This window comes from Rossellomorea aquimaris (assembly GCF_001877785.1).
GTDB lineage: Bacteria > Bacillota > Bacilli > Bacillales > Bacillaceae_B > Rossellomorea > Rossellomorea aquimaris_A.
Window position 1 is genome coordinate 163,384 of sequence record NZ_MINN01000128.1, and the last position, 19,508, is coordinate 182,891.

The window sequence follows — 19,508 nt, forward strand, 5'->3', positions numbered from 1 at the left end:
ACAGCCTGGATTGCTGATCAGCCCGAAATACAACTCTCGAAAGGGGAAATCATTCATGGCGACTGCAACGAATAATACCGTGAAGAACTTTATCAACGGAAAATGGGTGGATGCAAAAACGGACCATTACCAATCCGTACCGAATCCTGCTACGGGCGAAGAACTGGCCCAGGTTCCGATATCAACCCGTCAGGACGTGGATGACGCGGTCCATACCGCAAAAGAAGCATTCAAATCATGGAGCAGGACGCCGGTGCCAAAACGGGCCCGCATTTTATTTAAATATCAGCAGCTGCTTGTCGATAATTGGGACGAGCTTGCAAAACTCATCACCGAGGAAAACGGGAAGAGTTTTAAAGAAGCATATGGCGAAGTGCAGCGCGGGATCGAATGCGTCGAGTTCGCAGCCGGTGCGCCGACCCTGATGATGGGGAAACAGCTGCCTGATATCGCGACGAATATTGAATCAGGCATGTACCGCTATCCCGTCGGGGTGGTCGGTGGCATCACGCCGTTCAACTTCCCGATGATGGTGCCTTGCTGGATGTTCCCGCTGGCGATTGCGTGCGGAAATACATTTGTCCTGAAACCTTCCGAGCGGACGCCGCTCCTTGCCAACCGCCTTGCAGAGCTTTTCCTGGAGGCTGGCCTTCCGGACGGCGTGCTGAATGTGGTCCACGGTGCGCATGACGTAGTGAACGGCCTTCTAGAACATAAAGATGTCCCGGCCATTTCCTTCGTAGGCTCTCAGCCGGTGGCGGAGTATATTTATAAAACCGCTGCAGGGAACGGCAAGCGGGTCCAGGCGCTTGCCGGCGCGAAGAATCACTCTATCGTGATGCCGAATGCAGACCTTGACGCTGCCGTAAAAGAAATCATAGCTGCAGCGTACGGGTCTGCCGGTGAACGCTGTATGGCCTGCTCTGTTGTAGTCGCAGTGGGGGATGTTGCGGATAACCTGATCAAGAAGCTGAACGAGCAGGCGGATGCGATAAAGATCGGCAACGGGATGGATGAAGATGTCTTCCTCGGTCCTGTCATCCGCGATGAACATAAAAAGAAGACGGAAAGCTATATTGAATGCGGTGTTGAAGAAGGCGCGACGCTCGTCCGTGACGGCCGTTCTGATGAAGCGTTCAAGGAAAACGGCTACTTCATCGGCCCGACCATCTTTGACAATGTGACATCCGCCATGAAAATCTGGAAAGATGAAATCTTTGCGCCCGTTCTTTCGATCGTCCGTGTGGATACACTGGAAGACGCGATTAACCTGACCAATAAATCAGACTTTGGCAACGGAGCCTGCCTGTTTACGAAGGACGGAAGCGATGTCCGCTACTTCCGTGAATTCATTGAAGTCGGGATGCTCGGCGTCAATATCGGGGTGCCTGCACCGATGGCATTCTTCCCATTCTCCGGCTGGAAAAACTCCTTTTATGGAGATCTTCACGCCAACGGACCGGATGGCGTTGAATTTTATACAAGACGCAAGATGCTGACTGCACGCTGGTAAAAGAAGGACAGCCTCTCATTCATTTTCGGAATGGGAGGCTGTCTTTTCTATTTGTATAAATCAAAGTATTCCAGGATAGAAAACCACTTCACCACAACATTAGGGAACATCGTTATTTTCCCGTCATTTGAGGTGTATTGCCTGCTTGTGGCTGCAGGTATCTTGAATTCTTTAGAAAGTTCATCCACCACTGTTTCCAAGGTGATTGTGCTGCCTTTGTGCCTTGCTGAAATATCATAACCATATGATTCTTTAAGAGTTATCCATATTTCTTTTTCCAGTCTATAAAGGTGATAGTAATTCATTACAAAACCCGAGGTTCTTAGTTCATAAACAATATTATCACCATCCGTACAGTGAATGGGAGTTTCACAGTATTCACAATTGATTGTCCCCACCTGCCCGTACCGGGAACCTGTATGTTCATAAAGGTGAGGCAGCTGCCGGTCGCAGCTCACGCAGTAAATAGGAGTAATGGATACATCCACAGAAGGATCCGCCGCCCCGTTGCGGATCATCAAATTAATTTTTCCTTCATTCTTCTTTGCTTGCCTGATTCCCATTTCTTCATCCCCCATCATTACTATTTACAAGTATCGAAAGCAGGTGCTTTCATCATGGTCTTCTCAATCTGACTATTCTATGTTAAGATTATCATATCTTACAAGAAATGGAGGTTTTCCCTTTGATTTTAATCAGACTACGATTCCGCGATTCCAACAGATAATTGAATACGTTCGGACGCTCTGCCTGTGTGCAGGGTAAATGGAATTGGTCTGCCTATTTTTAAGGGAAACTTCATTTAACGTGTTGGTGAAGAAGAGGGGGAGAAGACTCCTCTTTTTTCGTGTCTTGAAAATAGAACTGAATAGTGGACTTCAAATGGGTTCCCGTCAGTTTTACCACTTGGTGAAGAAGGGTATCCTAAAGTCATGCCGGCCCATGCAAGAAAAGGACGCGGACCGTTGTTTTCTTTGAAAACAGCTGCACGTGGCCGGTTGACGGATCCATTTACTAAAGCACAGGCAGCGGCCTGTGTTTTTTTTCTATATAAAAAAGAATGGGAAGTGAAGATAGATGATGGAAGAACGTTTAAGAGCCATCGCCGTTGGTGTGAACACCAAGGAAAAGGGAGAAGATTTTGAATACAATATGCTTGAATTGAAGGGGCTGGCCGAAGCCCGCCGCATTGATGTCCTGGCAGAAATGACGCAGAACCTGCCAAAGAGGAATCATGTGCATTATATCGGGAAAGGGAAGATCGATGAGCTTCTGCCTCTGATTGAAGAAATGGAAGCGGATGTACTCATCGCCAATGATGAGCTGTCGCCGTCACAGATCCGGGTGCTCGAAGAAAAACTCGATATCCGTGTGATGGACCGGACCATGCTCATCCTAGATATTTTCGCAGAACGCGCCCAGACAAGGGAAGCGCAGCTGCAGGTGGAAGTGGCACAGCTTCAATACATGCTGCCCCGCCTGATCGGAAGACGCGAATCACTTGGACGTCAAGGAGGGGGATCCGGACTTGCAAACAGGGGTGCCGGTGAAACAAAGCTTGAGCTCGACCGACGTCGCATCGAAGACAACATCACCGCGCTCAACAAAGAGCTTGAAGCGCTTGTCGACCTGAGGAAGACCCAGCGGAAGCAGCGCAAGAAGAGCGGGATTCCGGTTGTTTCACTCGTCGGTTACACAAACGCAGGGAAATCGACGACCATGAATGCCCTTCTAGAAACATTCAATTCTGGTGAAAACAAACAGGTGTTTGAAAAAGATATGCTGTTCGCCACATTGGATACGTCAGTCAGGAAAATCACACTTCCTGATAATAAGTCTTTCCTGCTGACCGACACCGTAGGGTTTGTCAACAAGCTGCCCCACCATCTTGTGAAGGCATTCCGCTCGACGCTTGAGGAAGTGGCAGAGGCAGATCTCATCGTCCAGGTGGTGGATTATTCTGATCCCCATCATGAAACGATGATGGAAGTCACGAACAAAACGCTTGATGATATCGGAGTGGGCGGCATCCCGATGGTCTACGCCTTCAATAAGGCGGAACTAGTCGATGAAGAATCGGTTGGCAGCGTTGTGAACGACAGAATCTATCTATCCGCGAAACAGCGAAAAGGCATTGATGAGCTGGTCGATGTCATCAAAAGTCATATTTTTAAAGGCTATAAGAAATGCGACATGCTCATCCCGTTCAGCCAGGGACAGCTGATATCTTATTTCAATGAGCATGCAAACGTGCTTCATACCGAATATGAAGAGAACGGCACAAAGCTGACGATGGAATGCAGGAGTTCGGATTATGAGAAGTACCGGGAGTATGTGGTGCAATAAACAGAGAACAGAGAAAAGGACTTTACGGCTGCGTAAAGTCCTTTTCGTTATGCTGTTCTATTAATCTGATACATGAACGGACCTATCGTCCACCGACCCAAGCTTATGTCTAAAAATATAAAAATGAAAGAAATATTCCCCTACACCGATGAGCAGGGCTGAAATGAATGCAGAAGGCAGGGCGACATCTGCGCCTAGTCCTTCAATCATGGAAATCACTGCCCATACCAGTATGAAGGCAATGATCAATTCAACTGCGGTGGTGACCACATTATTCGTTTTATGTAAAAAGGCGAGATCACCCACACCATAAGAGACACCTCCAAACAGGACGGCAATGAGGGCAGTACTTTCAGCAGAAATACGGAACCCGAGGCTCAGGACGAATGAAAACACAGCCAGAATCATGATGCCTTTAATGGCGAACGCTTTTGCATGCTTCATGTGATATCTCCTCCTTCGGGACGTGCTTTGTTTTTCCCGCCCGAGATGAAAGATAAACAATTAACCATCTCATACGAAAAGTAAAAGTCCTTCTAGAAAATTCTTCCGTTCTCCGCTACACTGTAAGTACCTTACAAAAGTGGTGAAAATGATGTTCAAGATATTGTTAATAGAAGATGATACAACTTTATATAACGAAGTGAAAAACCGTTTGTCACAATGGTCATACGATGTTTATGGGATAGAGAATTTCAGCAAAGTGATGAAGGGGTTCTCCGATGTGAAGCCGGACCTTGTGATAATCGATATCCAGCTCCCGAAGTACGACGGCTTTCACTGGTGCAGGATGATCAGGTCCCATTCAAATGTGCCGATCTTGTTCCTGTCTTCCAGGGACCATCCGACGGATATGGTGATGTCGATGCAGCTCGGGGCGGACGATTTCATCCAGAAACCGTTTTATTTTGATGTACTGATCGCGAAGGTGCAGGCAACCCTCAGGCGGGTCTACAACTACAATACAGAACAGGTGACCCTGAAGACGTGGTGCGGGGCTGCTGTGGATCATGAGAGGAATACGGTTAAGAATGATAAGGGCATCATCCAGCTTACAAAAAATGAAATGTTCATCCTGAAGCTATTGATCAGCCAGAAAAATAAAATCGTCACCAGGGACAGCTTGATCAATTCTTTATGGGATGATAAACGGTTCATCAGCGATAACACCTTGACTGTAAATGTCAACCGGCTGCGGAAGCGGCTTGGTGAAATCGGGCTGGGTGATCAGATCGAAACCAAAGTGGGGCAGGGTTATATGGCACTGGAAGGGGATCCGGTATGATCGGTCATTTCATCCGGGAAAAAATAAGCTGGATTCTGATCTTTATCGGTTTACAGGTGCTGCTGGTTTTTGTCGCTTACCTTGATCCCTCTCTGCCAGTATCATCGATTTTCTATGTGGTCTTCCTTTCAAGCCTTATTTTCTTCTTCTTTACCGTGGCCCGCTATCATAAGGAAACAAAATACTACAAAAATCTGAAGGATTGGGATGCGAATCTGCACATAACGGGATTACCTGAACCCCGGACTCCATTTGAAAAGGTGGTACACCAAAGCATGACGGAGCAGGCGGATCAATTGAAGGTGGAAGCCGCTTCGAACAGAAGGATGATCGAACAGGAAAAGGATGAGCTCCTCGCCTGGATCCACGAAGCGAAGACCCCGTTGACCGCGATGAGCCTTATCATTGAGCGATTGAATGATCCGGGGATACGTGCACTGCTGAAATACGAATGGCTCCGGATCCATCTTTTGCTCGACCAGCAGCTTCATCAGAAGAGAATGGACTTTCTTGAAAATGATCTTTACATAGAGAAAACAGACCTTGAGACAGTGATTTACGGAGAAATAAAAACCGTGCAATCCTGGTGTATCCAAAAAGGGATCGGCTTCGACATCGATTTGGAAGTGAAGGACGTTCTTTCAGACAATAAATGGCTGGCTTTCATACTCAGGCAGCTGTTGACGAACGCGGTAAAATACAGCCGTGAAAGGGACATCGAAATCAGGAGCAGCCGTGAACATGGACATACCGTCCTTATCATTCGCGATTTCGGAAGAGGGATTCCTCAGAAGGATATGCCCCGAATATTTGAAAAGGGCTTTACGTCCACAGATGATCACCAAAACACTGCTTCTACAGGAATGGGTTTGTACCTCACAAAAAAAGCAGCCGATGCGCTGCACATCAATGTAAAGGCAGAATCCGAACCGCGGAAAGGGACAGTATTCACGCTCGCCTTCCCGGAGCGGAATGATTTTGAAGGCACGATCGGCATGTGACAAAAATGTCACATGCTTTTCCATTTTGTTCGGCGGATAAAAGGAAAAAGGTTTTCCTGCTTTCTATAATAAAAGTATCAAACAAAAGGAGTTTTTAAGTATGACGATTTTAGAAGCAGTGAAACTTCACAAAAGCTACGGGAATAAGTTCAACAAGCAGGACGTATTGAAAGGAATTGATATTCGTATCACCAAGGGTGAATTTGTCGGGATCATGGGTCCTTCCGGATCAGGGAAGACCACTCTCCTCAATGTATTGTCCTCCATTGATAAAGTGAGTGAAGGCTCCATAAAGATCGAGAATAATGAGATGACAAGAATGAAAGATAAGCAGCTTGCGGAGTTCAGGAAGAATCATCTCGGTTTCATTTTCCAGGATTACAATCTGCTCGACACCCTGACGGTCAAGGAGAATATCCTCTTGCCGCTTTCGATCACCAAAACACCTAAAAGAGAAGCTGAAATGAAATTTACGGCGCTTGCTGAACAACTTGGAATAGAGGAATTAAAGGATAAATATCCTAATGAAATTTCAGGGGGGCAGAAGCAGCGCACATCTGCCGCCCGGGCGTTCATCCACGAACCAAGCATCATCTTCGCAGACGAACCGACAGGGGCACTTGATTCCAAATCGGCATCCGACTTATTGAATAAACTGGGGGGACTGAACTCCCAGCTGAAATCGACGATTGTCATGGTCACGCACGATCCCGTAGCAGCAAGCTATTGCAGCCGGGTCATCTTTATTAAAGACGGCCGTATCTATACCCAGTTAAATAGAGGGGATCAATCAAGACAAGCATTCTTCAAGGACGTAATGAAGACACAGGGTGTACTGGGCGGTGTGCAGAATGAACATTAATACGCTCATCTTCAGGAATCTGAAGAAGAATCTGAAGAATTACTATTTGTACGTATTTGCACTTGTATTCAGTGTCGCTCTTTATTTTGCGTTTGTTACCCTTCAATATGATCCATCGATGGATGCAGCGAAAGGATCAATCAAGGGAGGGGCGGCCATCAAAGCCGGGTCGGTCCTCCTGGTAGCCATTGTTTCAATCTTTCTGCTCTATGCGAATACCATCTTCATTAAAAGGAGAAGCAAGGAAATCGGTCTCTTTCAATTGATCGGGATGACCAAACGGAAGATATTCTGGATTCTTTCCATGGAGAATTTTCTCTTGTATTTCGGCTCACTGGTACTTGGTATCATGATTGGATTTTCATTTTCCAAGCTGATCATCATGATTATGTTCAACATTACGGGTGTGGATGCGATTGCTGAGCTTCATTTCTCTCTGCAGGCCCTGATTCAGACGTTTATTGTCTTCAGCGCCATCTATATCCTGATCATGCTCATGAATTTCCTATTCATCAAGAGACAGAGTATTCTGGCGTTATTCAGGGTGCGTTCTTCTACCGAAACAAAAGTGAAGAAAGTGTCCGGATGGATCATGCTGCTCGGAATGTTGGGAGTTGCCTTCATCGCGGCCGGCTATTTTGTCTCCTCCAAGCTATTTGAAGGGGATTTCCAAACGATGCAGGAGCTTTTCGCCGCGATGATCTTTATCCTGGCTTCGGTCATCCTCGGGACATACCTGTTTTATAAAGGCTCGGTCAGCTTCATTTTCCAGATCATAAGAAAAAAGAAAGACGGCTACCTGAATATCAACGAGGTGATGTCACTTTCTTCCGTCATGTTCAGAATGAAGTCGAATGCCCTTTTGCTGACTATCATCACAACGGTTTCAGCACTGGCCATAGGGCTGCTGTCATTGAGTTACATCTCTTACTACTCTGCAGAAAAGATGGCCAGGGATAATGTTCCGTCCGATTTCACGTTCACGTCTGAAAAAGCTTTTACAAAGTTCAAAGATAAACTTGAACAAAACAGCATCGAGTTCACCAAAGAAGAAATGGAAGTGATCATGGTCGCGGCTGACCTTGAAGACGTCACTGAATCTGATTTTGCAGTGAATGGGACACTTGAAGCGATGCCGACTTCCTTCATCAGTGAAGAAGAGATCGAGGGGATTGATGTAGGCAGAGACGAAGTCCTGTTCAGCGGATACAGCGATATGCTGGATAAGGTACTGCCGCTCGCCGATTCAGGTAAGATAGTATTAAAAGGGAAGACAGGGTCGTTCGAGCAGGAATACCTGGGTATGCGGGATGAGTTCCCGATTTCATGGTACTACACAGCTGGCGGTTCACCAGTTGGAATTGTGGATGATGCGATATTCGAGAAGATGAAACATGACCTTGATCCTGCGATCCAAAAAGAATCGAATCTCTATATCGGTGTCGATATCGATAGGGACGAAAAACTGGATGAAGCAAATGATCTTTTTCATAAGCTCGGTTTTGCTGAAGGATTCGAACATGATTCACAACAAGCTCTGGCTGGAAAACAGAAAAAGACAATCGGGTTGATCATGTTCATCGTCGGATTCCTGGGGCTGACGTTCCTCATTACTTCAGGGTGCATTCTTTATTTCAAACAAATGGATGAAAGTGAAGACGAGAAACCAAATTATACAATCCTTCGAAAGCTGGGCTTTACCCGAACTGATTTGATCAAGGGTATCAGGGCCAAACAGCTCTTCAATTTCGGCATACCCCTGACGGTCGGCCTGCTTCACAGTTATTTTGCCGTCAAGTCGGGCTGGTTTCTATTCGGCGGGGAATTCGACATTCCGATGGTCATCGTCATGGCGCTGTATGCTGCGATGTATTCGATATTCGGTTTTCTTTCTGTGCTGTATTATAAAAAGGTGATTCATCAAGCGTTATAAATAAGAAGGAGCCCCGGTTCAATACGAACCGGGGCTTTTGACTTCAGCAGACAATTGGTAATATGGAAATAGTACATATGAAAACGGATAATCAAATAGGGTAACTCTATTTAACTACTAAATTTGGAGGGAACTATATGAACTCATTACAGGGGAAAACAGCCATCGTCACAGGGGCAAGCCGTTCAAACGGAATCGGGACAGCCATCTGCCTTGCACTTGCCGAAGCAGGGGCGGATATCTTCTTCACCCATTGGATCCCGTTTGATGAAACGGCAGGGAACGGACTGGAGAGAGAATGGCCGGAGAAATTAAAGGGAAAGTTATTGCAGATGGGGGTACGTGCCTCCCATATGGAAGCGGATCTTGAAAATGATTTGACACCGGGCAGAATCATCGATGCCGTCCGGGAATCTCTGGGCACTCCCCATATCCTGATTAACAACGCAACATACTGTGCACCTTCCAATTTCCGTACATTGGATACAGCCATTCTCGACAAGCACTACAATGTAAACAACCGCGGTACACTCATGCTTTCAGTGGAATTCGCCAAAGCATTCGAAAAGGCGTATCCGGTGAGGGGAGAAGGACGCATCATCCATTTGGTTTCAGGGGGACCTGATCCGGATAACCTTGCTTATATTGCCACCAAAGGAGCGTTGAAAGCCATCACGCCGCCTCTTGCCACTGGACTTGCTCCGCTCGGAATCACCGTAAATTCGGTCGATCCCGGTCCGACGGATTCAGGATGGATCGATGAAGATCTCGCGAAAACCTTTTTGCCGATGTTTCCGATGGGCCGCCTCGGCCTGCCGGAGGATGCAGCAAAACTGATCCGCTTCCTTGCAAGCGGTGAATCCCAATGGGTGACAGGGCAAATCATCGAATCCAATGGAGGATTCTTAGGGAAATAGATTGAAGCAGTCTGCTGAAGTTTCAGCAGGCTTTTTTTTTATGTGGAAATTGTCGAATATAGCCCGGGAAATATAGGGGGGATAGGCGGGTATTGTCGTTTATTGTTCCCTGTCTAAGCCAAGTGCGAACAGCCTGCAGTAAAGAGGCCGTTTCAAATGTGTCTAAAAAAGCACGAAAGACGTTTCCTGCCATTTAATACCTCTTGTTGTGATTTAGACCACTTCAAACACATTTGTCATTGAGTATGATGACAGTAAGTTCAGTAAGTGAAAGGAGCTTGATGACATTGGAGAAGAAGATGGATGGAAAATCGAAAGAGGTTCAATGGGGTACATGGTTCTCGGTTGGAATCGTCGGACTTGTCATTTTTTTAACGTATCTATTACTTTTTGGTTTTTATTTTTCAAGAGTATAGGAGGTTTACAGGATGAAGCTGAGTAGGGGAGAAGAAGTTTGGCTGATTGCAAGTTTTGGAATGATTCTTATTTTTATGTTCATTACCGGATATCAAACATTTGCTCTCGGGATGGGACCGCCGAGCCACCAGGAAACAATCGATCCACAGCAGGTGGATGAAACGGCTCCGTTTGATAACCCTGGCGTAAAGAAAATCGCTGACAATGAATACGAAGTGGTGATGACTCTTCAACTGTTTAATTTTACTCCAAGTGAAATTGAGGTTCCTGCAGGGGCGACTGTTCATTTTATCTTAACTTCGAAGGATGTCACACATGGATTTCAGGTAGCAGATACAAATATTAACGCGATGGTGATGCCGGGGTATATTCAGAAAATCACTCAAACGTTTGATGAGTCCGGAAGTTATCTTGTACTGTGCAATGAATATTGCGGAGCGGGTCATCAGGCAATGAGTACGACCATTAAGGTGACAGAATAAGGGGGGACGGACGATGGAACTGGTTAGAAAAATGGAAATGAACGTAAAGCAAAATGTGAGCCTGGGGGTATCTCCACAAGATGCGAAACTTTCCAAGACGTACTTATTGGTTGCATTTATTGCCCTCCTTCTGGGAGGGGTACTCGGGCTGTTACAAGGACTCAACCGTGCCGGCCTGCTTCAATTACCGCCATGGTTAAATTATTATCAAGTGCTGACTGCACACGGTGTTCTGCTTGTTTTAGTACTGACTGCGTTCTTTACAATCGGGTATTTCTACGCTGCTTTGTCCCATACCTTAGGAGGACTGCTTCCTAAGGTCCGGAAAATGGCATGGATCGGGTTTTACATGAAGACGGCGGGGCTTGTGATGGCGGTCATTCCGATTTTGAAAAATGACGCATCTGTCCTGTATACCTTTTATCCTCCGATGGCGGCATCACCCCTGTTCTATATCGGGCTGGTCTTTATCGTACTGGGTGTATGGATGTGCGCGTTCGGTTCATTCCTTTCAGTCGCTCACTGGAGGAAGAAGCACAAGGGTGAACATATCCCGATTCTTGCTTTCTTTGCCACAGGAGTGTTTGTCCTGCTGTTCTTTGGAAGTATTCCTGTGGCCCTGGAAGTGTTCATCATTATTCCTTGGGCCTTCGGCTGGATTGATACGATCAATGTCATGTTGAGCCGGACGCTGTTCTGGGCTTTCGGACACACATTGGTGAATATTTGGTATCTGACGGCCGTTTCGGCATGGTATGTCATTGTTCCTAAAATCATTGGCGGAAAACGATTCAGTGACACGTTGACAAGGGTTGTCATTATCTTATTGGTCATAATGAACATTCCTGGAGGGTTCCATCACCAGATCGTCGACCCTGGTATCTCAGAGGAAATTAAATATATGCATGTGTTCATGAGTCTGGCCATTTCTTTCCCTTCATTAATGACGGCATATGCCATGTTTGCTGTATTTGAACGGACCGGGCGGAAGAAAGGCGGAAGAGGACTCTTTGGCTGGTTGAAAAAGCTACCGTGGGGAGATGTAAGATTCCTTGCTCCGATGATCGCGATGATTGCATTCATCATCGGGGGAGCGGGTGGAATTGCACAAACAACGAATCAGCTGAATCAAGTCGTTCATAACACAATGTGGGTCGTAGGGCATTTTCATATAACAGTGGGAACGTCGGTCATCCTTACTTTCTTCGGAATCAGTTACTGGCTGGTGCCTCTTGTTTCAAAACGGACCCTCACACAGAAAATGAATAGGCTCGGAATTATTCAGACCATCACTTGGACAGTCGGTATGATTTTCATGGCTATTTCCATGCATTGGATCGGCTTACTTGGTTCCCCGCGCAGAACGTCCTATACAACATACGGAGATCATGCAGCAGCATTAAGCTGGGATCCATACTTGTTTCTCATAGCAATTGGCGGGACCTTACTGTTCATCGGTGTCTTGCTGCAGGTGTATATAGTCTTGAATCTCATGTTCTGGGCACCAAAAGGAGACACGGAATTTCCTATAGCAGACAGCGATCCCAAGGACGGGAAAACCCCTTATTGGACTGAAAAATGGGGCCGCTGGATTGTCATCATGCTGCTGTTGGTCGCAATGGGGTATGTCATTCCGATCGTGGACTTCATCATGAATGCTCCACCGGGTTCCCCTCCATTCAGAACATGGTAATGATCTGAAAGATAGAGCTGTCCAAGGGGATGATGAGGACGGCTCTATTTCACCTCTTTCAAAATGACAGGAACGAAATGTGGAGGTCATAAAATGAATACAATACACCGAAACCTTCTCTCGACCACAATCGTTTTATTATTCGGATTAGGATTATTTTTCAACGGAACAGACGGATTTAAAGCTTTCACAGCTGAAGAAGCCAGATTACTAAAGCTGCAGGAAGAAAAGCCTGAAGTACCTGATCTCGTGCTGGAAGACAGCAAGGGATATTCTTACACATGGGATGAGTTTCAAGGGAAATATGTCTTTATCACTTTCTTTTATACTGCCTGCACGACCATTTGTCCGCAGCTGGAAACGAATATGGCAAAGGTTTATCGGGAAGTGCCGAGGGAGTCTCTCGGGAAAGACATCGTGTTCCTGAGTATCAGCTTTGCTCCTGATCAGGATACACCGGCAGCTTTGACTAAATATAAAGCCTATTTCGGGAGTGATGGAGAAACGTGGAGAATGGCCAGAATCACTAATGAAGGAGAGTTGAATGCCCTTCTTGAAGCCTTCGGCGTAATTGTTATACCCGATAACAATGGAAATTTCACTCATAACTCTGCTTTCTATCTGGTAGAGCGGGAGGGGCGGCTCCAGGAAGTGCTGGATTATAGAGACGTAGATGGAGCGGCTGCTGTTGTGGATTCTTATCTCAAAATGGAAGCCAATTAAAGGAGGAGAAATGATGAAAACTTTTTTCTACGGCAGCCTATTATTCATCTTTCTTATTCTGCCTCCAGTAGCCGAGCTGCTTGAATCGGTTATGATTATCCACATGCATATGCAAATGCCGCTCTTGATCATTGCAGGCATGCTGATGGCACCATTATTTCAAAAAAACTCTTTCTTGAGGAGATGGAATGAAAATGGCCAGCCGGGAATTCTTCTTTTTATGTTGATCTTTTCATATTGGCTGCTGCCGAGAACAATGGATGAGGCGCTTTCTTCAATGTGGATGGAAGGATTTAAGTTTATCAGTTTACCATTTTTGGCCGGCGTTCCCCTCAGGGACAGCTGGACGAAAGTGAGCAATGGAACGAAGAGGGTTGTCCTTATTGTTATTACACTTTTATCCGCCTTCATGGGATGGATCTATATTTTTTCTCCAAACCAGCTCTGTAACAACTATCTGATTGTGGAACAGGTTACACTCGGCTGGGGATTCTGGACGATGGGGCTTTGTATCAGTATTTATATCGTGTATGACATGTTCAGTGAAAAATGGGAAGAATCTTATTAAAGCCTGTGATGATCGTCACAAATGGCAAGGTTTCTCTTTGATATAGTGAAGAAAGAGGTACGAAGCAAGGAGGGGTACAATTGAAATTTCAATCTCTATACGATGAAATCGGTCCTGACCGGATACAGGAACTGGTGGAGGCATTTTATCCCAAGGTCTACAGAGATCCAGATCTGAGGCCGCTGTTCGAAGGTGAAATGTCTGAAATCATGAGAAAACAGTACATGTTTCTAACCCAGTTTCTCGGGGGGCCGCCATTATACAGTGAAGAATTTGGTCCGCCCGCCATGAAAGCAAGGCATCTCCCTTTCGAAATCACTCCAGAGAGGGCAAGATGCTGGCTGCAATGCATGAAAGAAGCATTCGAAGAAACAGGTTTGAACGACCTTCCTGAGGGCGAGGTATTCTATACAAGGCTCACCCAAGTGGCCGCAATCATGATCAACTCAGAAGAAGATACCCTTCATTAATGAAGGGTATTTTCTAAAAGGTTGTTACTTTTCGTAAATTGGCTTGCAGCCTGAATATAGCTTGTGGACGTGCTCTTTTCGAACTCAAGTTCCAACAATAGACTGACGGACAGCCCGAAAATACCCAAGTTCCGGTTTTTCTTGTATGTAAATCAACAAAGTATGCGAAAAGAGCCTTGATGAAAAGAGAAAAGAGGCTGGGACAAAAATGATTTAGTCTAAGTAAAACCCGGACTAGTTTGCATGAGTTGAGGCAAATTAGTTCGGGTTTCATTGTACATTTTGGTTTTAGTCCATTCAGCGGTTGATTGGAGTGCAAGACGCAGACTCCCGCGGGAAGAGTAGCTTATTAGAAAAGCGGAAGGGCTTTGCTCAGAGGCGTGTGGCATAAGACGAATCGGCCTAGAAGGCGTTCTTTGCCTTCTTGGTCGGTTTGGCTTATGACATGTGCCTCTAAGCCCTGCAGCTGGACATGTGAGACCTGTCCAGCTCCAGCGGCTAGAGGCTCGAGGTCATAAGTCAAGCAAGCCAAAAAGGCAAAGTACGCCTTTCCGGCTTGCTCGCCTTATGCTTGTCGCCTCTGGGCGAGCCGCTTCCGCTTTTCTTCCCGCAGGCTTGCCGAGGAGCCTCACCGGCTACCCGCGGAAAGCGAAGTCTTGCACGGAAATCATTAGCGTTGTTAAGAGTCCACACTGAAATGTTCGTCTTTAGACATGGGATTTTAAGTTTTGTCCCATCCTCTTTTTAGCCAGATTACATCGTCTCTACAGCACGCGGGAAAAGGATATTATTTTCCAAGTGGATATGCTCGAATAAATCGGATTCCAGTTCTTCCAGACGCTGATAAACTAGGCGGTAGGTTCCGCATGCACCCGGAGGAGGGGTGAAATCATTCGTGACCTTTCGGATTTCTTTTATGATATCCCCTGCATGTTGATGCTCGTCTTCCAAAGCAGAAAGAATGGTCAATAATTTCTCCTTGTTTTCAGGCTTTGGATCTTCTTCGAATGCAATAAGTGCCGGGAAGTCTTCCATTTCTTCCTTGATCGTATGCTGCTCAAGATCAGCCTTCAACTGATGGAACAGTTTATGAATCTGTGCTAAATGGGGGTGCTGTGCCCCGTGAACGCGAAGTACCTTGGTTACATAAGGAGTCAGTTTCGGCAGTTCTTCACTTAAGTAACGGTGATGTTTACCGACGATATATTGAATCAACTCCGCGGATGAAGCCTGTTCCCAGTTGATGGTGGATTCGCTCAATCTCTTCGCTTCATCGTACAATGCATTTAACTCCGTGAGGATTTCTTCGGAAGAAAGGTTCCTTTCTTCGATCGCTTCAATTAAAGGGCGATTTCCTCCGCAGCAAAAGTCGATTCGATTCGCCTTGAAAAAGTCGCTTGCTTTCGGAAATTCTGTGACGATATTCCCTATTATGGATGACTCTGTGAATGTTTGTGTCATCGTAATCCCTCCATATTGTCGTTTTACTTGTTTAACTGTCTTTATCATATCAACAACTGAACGAGAGTTTTGTGATACATATCACAGATAGGAATGAAGTTCATCACTGGTTAACTGCATATCTGACGTCCATTCTCTTCGGAAAAAGGCACCCGTCCTGTACGCATTCAATGAATGATTTCCTCTTTCAGTTTGTCAGGGTCGATGACATAGAACCCTTCGGCATCAAGCTCGATGAGATCTTTTTTCCTTAGCTGGTTAAGGGTTCTGCTGACTGTTTCCCTCGAGGTGCCGATCATGTTGGCGAGTTCTCTGTTCGTAAAATGGGTGGTGATTTTATACAGGTTTTCATGCTTTACACCATTGGACTTTGATAGACGCAGCAGGAGCATAATGACCTGTTCATACGTATTGTGGAGAATTTTCTCTTCCAGACGGCTTTGAAGATCGACAATTTTACCTCCTAGAACCCGGAATAACTTAATGCAAAGCTCAGGGTGTTGAATCAGGATTTTCTCGAAATCTATAATGGGGGTGACGATGAGCTGCGCTTTTTTTATGACCTCGGCGTTCGCAGGAAATGTCCCCTGCCTGAAAAAACCGGCGTGGGGGAACATTTCACCGTCCTCGAGCACCGATACGATCTGTTCTTTTCCAGTTGCATCGGTTTTGTAAATTTTCACTATTCCCGAGTGGATGAAGAAGACGCGGTCGAGAGGTTCTTCCTGCATGAAAATAATCGAACGGGCATTATATATTCTTGAAGACGAGATCGATATGATCGGCTGCAGTTCCTCGTCAGATAACTCCTTAAATAATGGAACGGTTTGCAGATGCTTTTTAATATCTTCTTTTTTTAACATGAAGGGCTCCTTTCTTTGTTAGGAATATCATCACTATCACCATCTAAACACTCTTTTTCCTCATGCTCTTCGGTATATACACACATGCCGGTTCGCTTTCCATGTAATCGCCTGTCAGGGCATAGGCTCTTGAGCGGGAACCTCCGCAGACGTAGCGGAATTCGCACTGCCCGCATTTCCCTTTATATTTATCAGGATTTCTCAGGTCTTTAAAAATAGGTGAGTGCCGGTAAATTTCTGATAGCGGCTGCTGTCTTACATTCCCGGCTTTGATGGGGAGAAGTCCGCTGGGAAAGACGTCCCCGATATGGGAAATGAAGACAAATCCATTCCCGTCATTTATTCCTCTCGGTGCCCGTCCCAGACCATCAAATTGACCAGTTTTGCCTGAGTGTAAAGCATCCTGGTATTGAATCTTTTTTTGTTCATCTTTATTTTGTCTCATTTTTTCTGAGATGACCACACGTCGGTAATGCTGTGCGGCAGTGGTTTTTATATCGAAAGGCACCCGGAGGCTCAATTGATTCAGCCAGCGGAATACTTTTTCGTGCTCCAGGGGTGAAATCATGTCTGCTTCTTTACCTCTTCCGATTGGCACAAGGAAGAAGACACTCCACAACACGCAATTTAACTCCTCTACCAATTCGGCCATTTCTTCAAGCATGTCGACATTATAGCGGGAGATGACGGTATTGATTTGAAGAGGAAGTCCTAGTTCGTGAATGTAGTTGATCGCGTTCATGGTCAAGTCGAATGAACCGGATGTTCCCCTGAAATGGTCATGTACTTCTGCTGTCGGGCCGTCCAGGCTGAATGCCCAGCGAGCAAGACCTACTTCTTTCGCTTTCTCAATGGACTCCTTGGTGACGTTGGGTGTTGCGCTTGGTGTCATGGAGACACGCACTCCTTTTTGAATCGCATAGGAAGCAATATCATATACGTCAGGGCGCATGAGCGGATCTCCACCTGTGAACACAAGCATGGGGTTATTCATTTCATAGATGTCATCGATCAGTTTTTTTCCTTCTTCGAAATCCAGTTCAAGCGGATGACGTTTGTATTGCGCTTCTGCCCTGCAGTGAAGGCAATGAAGCTCACACGCTCTTGTTAATTCCCAGATGACGATAAATGGGTTTTCGTCGAAATTCATATCAAACATCTTAATTCCTCCCGTCTTGCAATGATTGAAAGATTTATATGTTTAATGATATAGAAGGATGGGGGAGCAGTAAGTGAATTACATCACACACTTTCTTTTCTCTAAGGAGTAAGATAAAGGCATCATCGACAGGAAAGCAGGTGTATGATTGTGAAAATGGTTATCCCCAAACAACATGGTGCCTGGGCTATGCTATTGATTCCTTATATACTGGGGATCTTTGCAAGTACCTTTCACCTTATTCACATTCCTTTGTTTATTGGCTGGTTCTTTCTGTATCTTGCCACTTATCCTTTGATCATGGTCGTGAAGGGGAAAAAGGTGCCCTTCTATATTAAATGGGCATTGGGTTATCTAGCCGCGTCATTTGTTTTTTTAACAGTCGTTTTGGTTTATGACTGGCAAATGGTCTTCTTCGGCTTAGCCATGATTCCTTTCTTTCTATTAAACATCTACTTTGTAAAGAAAAAAAATGAGCGGTCACTTGCGAATGATCTATTCGCCATTTGTGTGTTTTGTATTGGGGGACTTGCCAGTTTTTATGTGAGTACAGAAAGTCTGACTGTTGAAGGGTGGAATATTGCTCTGTTTTCATTCTTGTATTTTGCAGGCAGTACATTTTTTATTAAATCGATGATAAGAGAAAAGAAAAACACAAGATTCAAATGGTGGTCATGGGGTTATCATGCATTTGTCATTTTTCTGCTATTGTTCTGGAAGGAATCCTGGCTGTGGACGCTGCCATACGTTCCAAGCTTGATCCGGGCCATTTTCCTTCACGGTAAAAAACTGTCAATCGTGCAGCTGGGAATCATAGAAATCGTAAACTCAGCCTTTTTCCTTCTTCTTACAACCATTTTGCTATAAAATCCCGTCCCTCGCTGCAGATTTAAAGAAGCGGGGGACGGGATTTTTATTTAATTTTCTGGTCTATGACCTCTGCCAGCTGGCTGTAGTGTTGAAATAAGCTGGTATCTTCGCCGTATATGGATGGAGTTTCAGACGTTTCGATTGGTTCTTCGATTGGGAGCTTCGCCAAAACGTCTGTATCTAAGCGCTCTGCTAACAGATCCCCTCCGCCTTTTCCGAATAAGAAATATTTTTCATTGCTTTCTTTCGGCTGAAAGTACGACATATTTTCAATGACGCCTAAAATATCGTGTTCCGCTTTCTGTGCCATGGTTCCTGCTCTTTCAGCTACAATCGAAGCTGTTTGATGAGGAGTGGTGACAATGATTTCTTTGCTTTGCGGGATGTTCAGGTGCATATCGAGGGCGATGTCCCCGGTTCCTGGAGGCATGTCGAGAATGCAGTAATCCAGCTCTCCCCACATCACATCCTTACTGAAATGCTCGACCATCTTCCCTAACATCGGTCCGCGCCAGACGACAGGATCGTTGTTTTTTATAAGAAATCCCATCGACATTATTTTTACCCCGTGAGACTCGACAGGAATGATCTTTCCGTTAAATGTTTTGGGGCGGCTGTCCACATTCATCATTTTCGGGATGCTGAAGCCGTAAATGTCCAAATCGATCAAAGCGACGCTTTTTCCTTGTCTTGCGAGAGATACAGCGAGATTCGTTGAAACCGTCGATTTTCCTACTCCGCCTTTTCCACTTGTTATAGCTATTACATTACCTGACAGCATGTTCACACCTCTTTCACAAATTTTAAGTAAATTTCCATCGTGTGACGTACTTCACAGTCTGGAAAATAGTCTTTCTGTACAATGATTACAAGTTGAAAAATTAATCAACGTAATCAATTTACCAAATATACAACTGCGTTGATGTTAAAAAAGTCACATGGAGG

20 protein-coding genes are annotated in these 19,508 nt (G+C 45.5%); 14 read left to right on the plus strand and 6 right to left on the minus strand.

Annotation, left to right across the window (positions count from 1 at the left end):
- Positions 1-55: 55 nt before the first annotated feature.
- Entirely contained in the window at positions 56-1,513 is a 1,458-nt protein-coding gene (locus BHE18_RS19280; protein ID WP_071620125.1) for a CoA-acylating methylmalonate-semialdehyde dehydrogenase, read from the plus strand.
- 47 nt (positions 1,514-1,560) lie between these two features.
- Here BHE18_RS19280 and BHE18_RS19285 read toward each other — a convergent pair whose 3' ends face one another.
- Positions 1,561-2,076: a hypothetical protein gene (locus BHE18_RS19285; protein WP_071620126.1), complete on the minus strand. Its 516-nt coding sequence runs from the start codon at positions 2,074-2,076 to the stop codon at positions 1,561-1,563.
- 517 nt (positions 2,077-2,593) lie between these two features.
- Between BHE18_RS19285 and hflX the strand changes: the two genes are divergently transcribed.
- Complete coding sequence (hflX, locus tag BHE18_RS19290) at positions 2,594-3,859, plus strand: GTPase HflX (RefSeq protein WP_071620280.1); 1,266 nt, start codon at positions 2,594-2,596, stop codon at positions 3,857-3,859.
- A gap of 60 nt (positions 3,860-3,919) precedes the next feature.
- Here the strand turns inward: hflX and BHE18_RS19295 are convergent, their stop codons facing one another.
- Complete coding sequence (locus tag BHE18_RS19295; protein WP_071620127.1) at positions 3,920-4,303, minus strand: DUF2512 family protein; 384 nt, start codon at positions 4,301-4,303, stop codon at positions 3,920-3,922.
- Between the two features lie 151 nt (positions 4,304-4,454).
- Between BHE18_RS19295 and BHE18_RS19300 the strand changes: the two genes are divergently transcribed.
- The 11 genes from BHE18_RS19300 (at position 4,455) to BHE18_RS19345 (ending at position 14,210) form a co-directional block, all read left to right on the plus strand.
- Positions 4,455-5,144 (plus strand): response regulator transcription factor, encoded by a 690-nt coding sequence (locus BHE18_RS19300; RefSeq protein ID WP_071620128.1) that lies wholly within the window; start codon positions 4,455-4,457, stop codon positions 5,142-5,144.
- On the plus strand, positions 5,141-6,145 hold the full coding sequence (locus BHE18_RS19305) for a sensor histidine kinase (RefSeq protein ID WP_071620129.1): 1,005 nt from the start codon (positions 5,141-5,143) through the stop codon (positions 6,143-6,145). The genes BHE18_RS19300 and BHE18_RS19305 overlap by 4 nt, the downstream gene beginning before the upstream one ends.
- Before the next feature lie 100 nt (positions 6,146-6,245).
- Positions 6,246-7,007 (plus strand): ABC transporter ATP-binding protein, encoded by a 762-nt coding sequence (locus tag BHE18_RS19310; RefSeq protein WP_071620130.1) that lies wholly within the window; start codon positions 6,246-6,248, stop codon positions 7,005-7,007.
- On the plus strand, positions 6,997-8,940 hold the full coding sequence (locus BHE18_RS19315; RefSeq protein WP_071620131.1) for an FtsX-like permease family protein: 1,944 nt from the start codon (positions 6,997-6,999) through the stop codon (positions 8,938-8,940). Before BHE18_RS19310 ends, BHE18_RS19315 begins: the two co-directional genes overlap by 11 nt.
- A 137-nt stretch (positions 8,941-9,077) precedes the next feature.
- Positions 9,078-9,857 (plus strand): SDR family oxidoreductase, encoded by a 780-nt coding sequence (locus BHE18_RS19320; RefSeq protein WP_071620132.1) that lies wholly within the window; start codon positions 9,078-9,080, stop codon positions 9,855-9,857.
- Positions 9,858-10,144: 287 nt separating this feature from the next.
- Positions 10,145-10,273, plus strand: coding sequence for a hypothetical protein (locus BHE18_RS23815; protein WP_268876385.1), 129 nt, complete (start codon positions 10,145-10,147; stop codon positions 10,271-10,273).
- Between the two features lie 12 nt (positions 10,274-10,285).
- Positions 10,286-10,756 carry a cytochrome c oxidase subunit II gene (locus BHE18_RS19325; protein ID WP_071620133.1) on the plus strand — a complete coding sequence of 157 codons (471 nt, stop codon included), beginning with the start codon at positions 10,286-10,288 and terminating at the stop codon, positions 10,754-10,756.
- A gap of 13 nt (positions 10,757-10,769) precedes the next feature.
- Positions 10,770-12,449 (plus strand): cbb3-type cytochrome c oxidase subunit I, encoded by a 1,680-nt coding sequence (locus tag BHE18_RS19330; RefSeq protein ID WP_071620134.1) that lies wholly within the window; start codon positions 10,770-10,772, stop codon positions 12,447-12,449.
- Positions 12,450-12,542: 93 nt separating this feature from the next.
- Positions 12,543-13,172: an SCO family protein gene (locus BHE18_RS19335; RefSeq protein WP_071620135.1), complete on the plus strand. Its 630-nt coding sequence runs from the start codon at positions 12,543-12,545 to the stop codon at positions 13,170-13,172.
- A gap of 10 nt (positions 13,173-13,182) precedes the next feature.
- Positions 13,183-13,740, plus strand: a complete 558-nt coding sequence (locus tag BHE18_RS19340; RefSeq protein ID WP_071620136.1) for a hypothetical protein — start codon at positions 13,183-13,185, stop codon at positions 13,738-13,740.
- A gap of 80 nt (positions 13,741-13,820) precedes the next feature.
- A complete protein-coding gene (locus tag BHE18_RS19345; RefSeq protein ID WP_071620137.1) occupies positions 13,821-14,210 on the plus strand; it encodes a globin domain-containing protein in 390 nt (129 codons plus the stop codon).
- 753 nt (positions 14,211-14,963) lie between these two features.
- Here BHE18_RS19345 and ric read toward each other — a convergent pair.
- From ric to BHE18_RS19360, 3 genes are all read right to left on the minus strand, one after another.
- The gene (ric, locus tag BHE18_RS19350; protein ID WP_071620138.1) at positions 14,964-15,671 is read right to left on the minus strand and encodes an iron-sulfur cluster repair di-iron protein; all 708 of its coding nucleotides are present in this window, start codon (positions 15,669-15,671) and stop codon (positions 14,964-14,966) included.
- Positions 15,672-15,838: 167 nt separating this feature from the next.
- Entirely contained in the window at positions 15,839-16,534 is a 696-nt protein-coding gene (locus BHE18_RS19355; protein WP_071620139.1) for a Crp/Fnr family transcriptional regulator, read from the minus strand.
- A 43-nt stretch (positions 16,535-16,577) separates the two neighbouring features.
- Positions 16,578-17,693, minus strand: a complete 1,116-nt coding sequence (locus tag BHE18_RS19360; RefSeq protein WP_071620140.1) for a TIGR04053 family radical SAM/SPASM domain-containing protein — start codon at positions 17,691-17,693, stop codon at positions 16,578-16,580.
- Positions 17,694-17,837: 144 nt separating this feature from the next.
- Here BHE18_RS19360 and BHE18_RS19365 point away from each other — a divergent pair, with 144 nt between their 5' ends.
- Positions 17,838-18,560: a YwiC-like family protein gene (locus BHE18_RS19365; RefSeq protein WP_235860384.1), complete on the plus strand. Its 723-nt coding sequence runs from the start codon at positions 17,838-17,840 to the stop codon at positions 18,558-18,560.
- 46 nt (positions 18,561-18,606) lie between these two features.
- On the opposite strand, the gene BHE18_RS19370 is transcribed toward BHE18_RS19365, so the two are convergent.
- Positions 18,607-19,344: an Mrp/NBP35 family ATP-binding protein gene (locus BHE18_RS19370; protein ID WP_071620141.1), complete on the minus strand. Its 738-nt coding sequence runs from the start codon at positions 19,342-19,344 to the stop codon at positions 18,607-18,609.
- Positions 19,345-19,508: the final 164 nt, after the last annotated feature.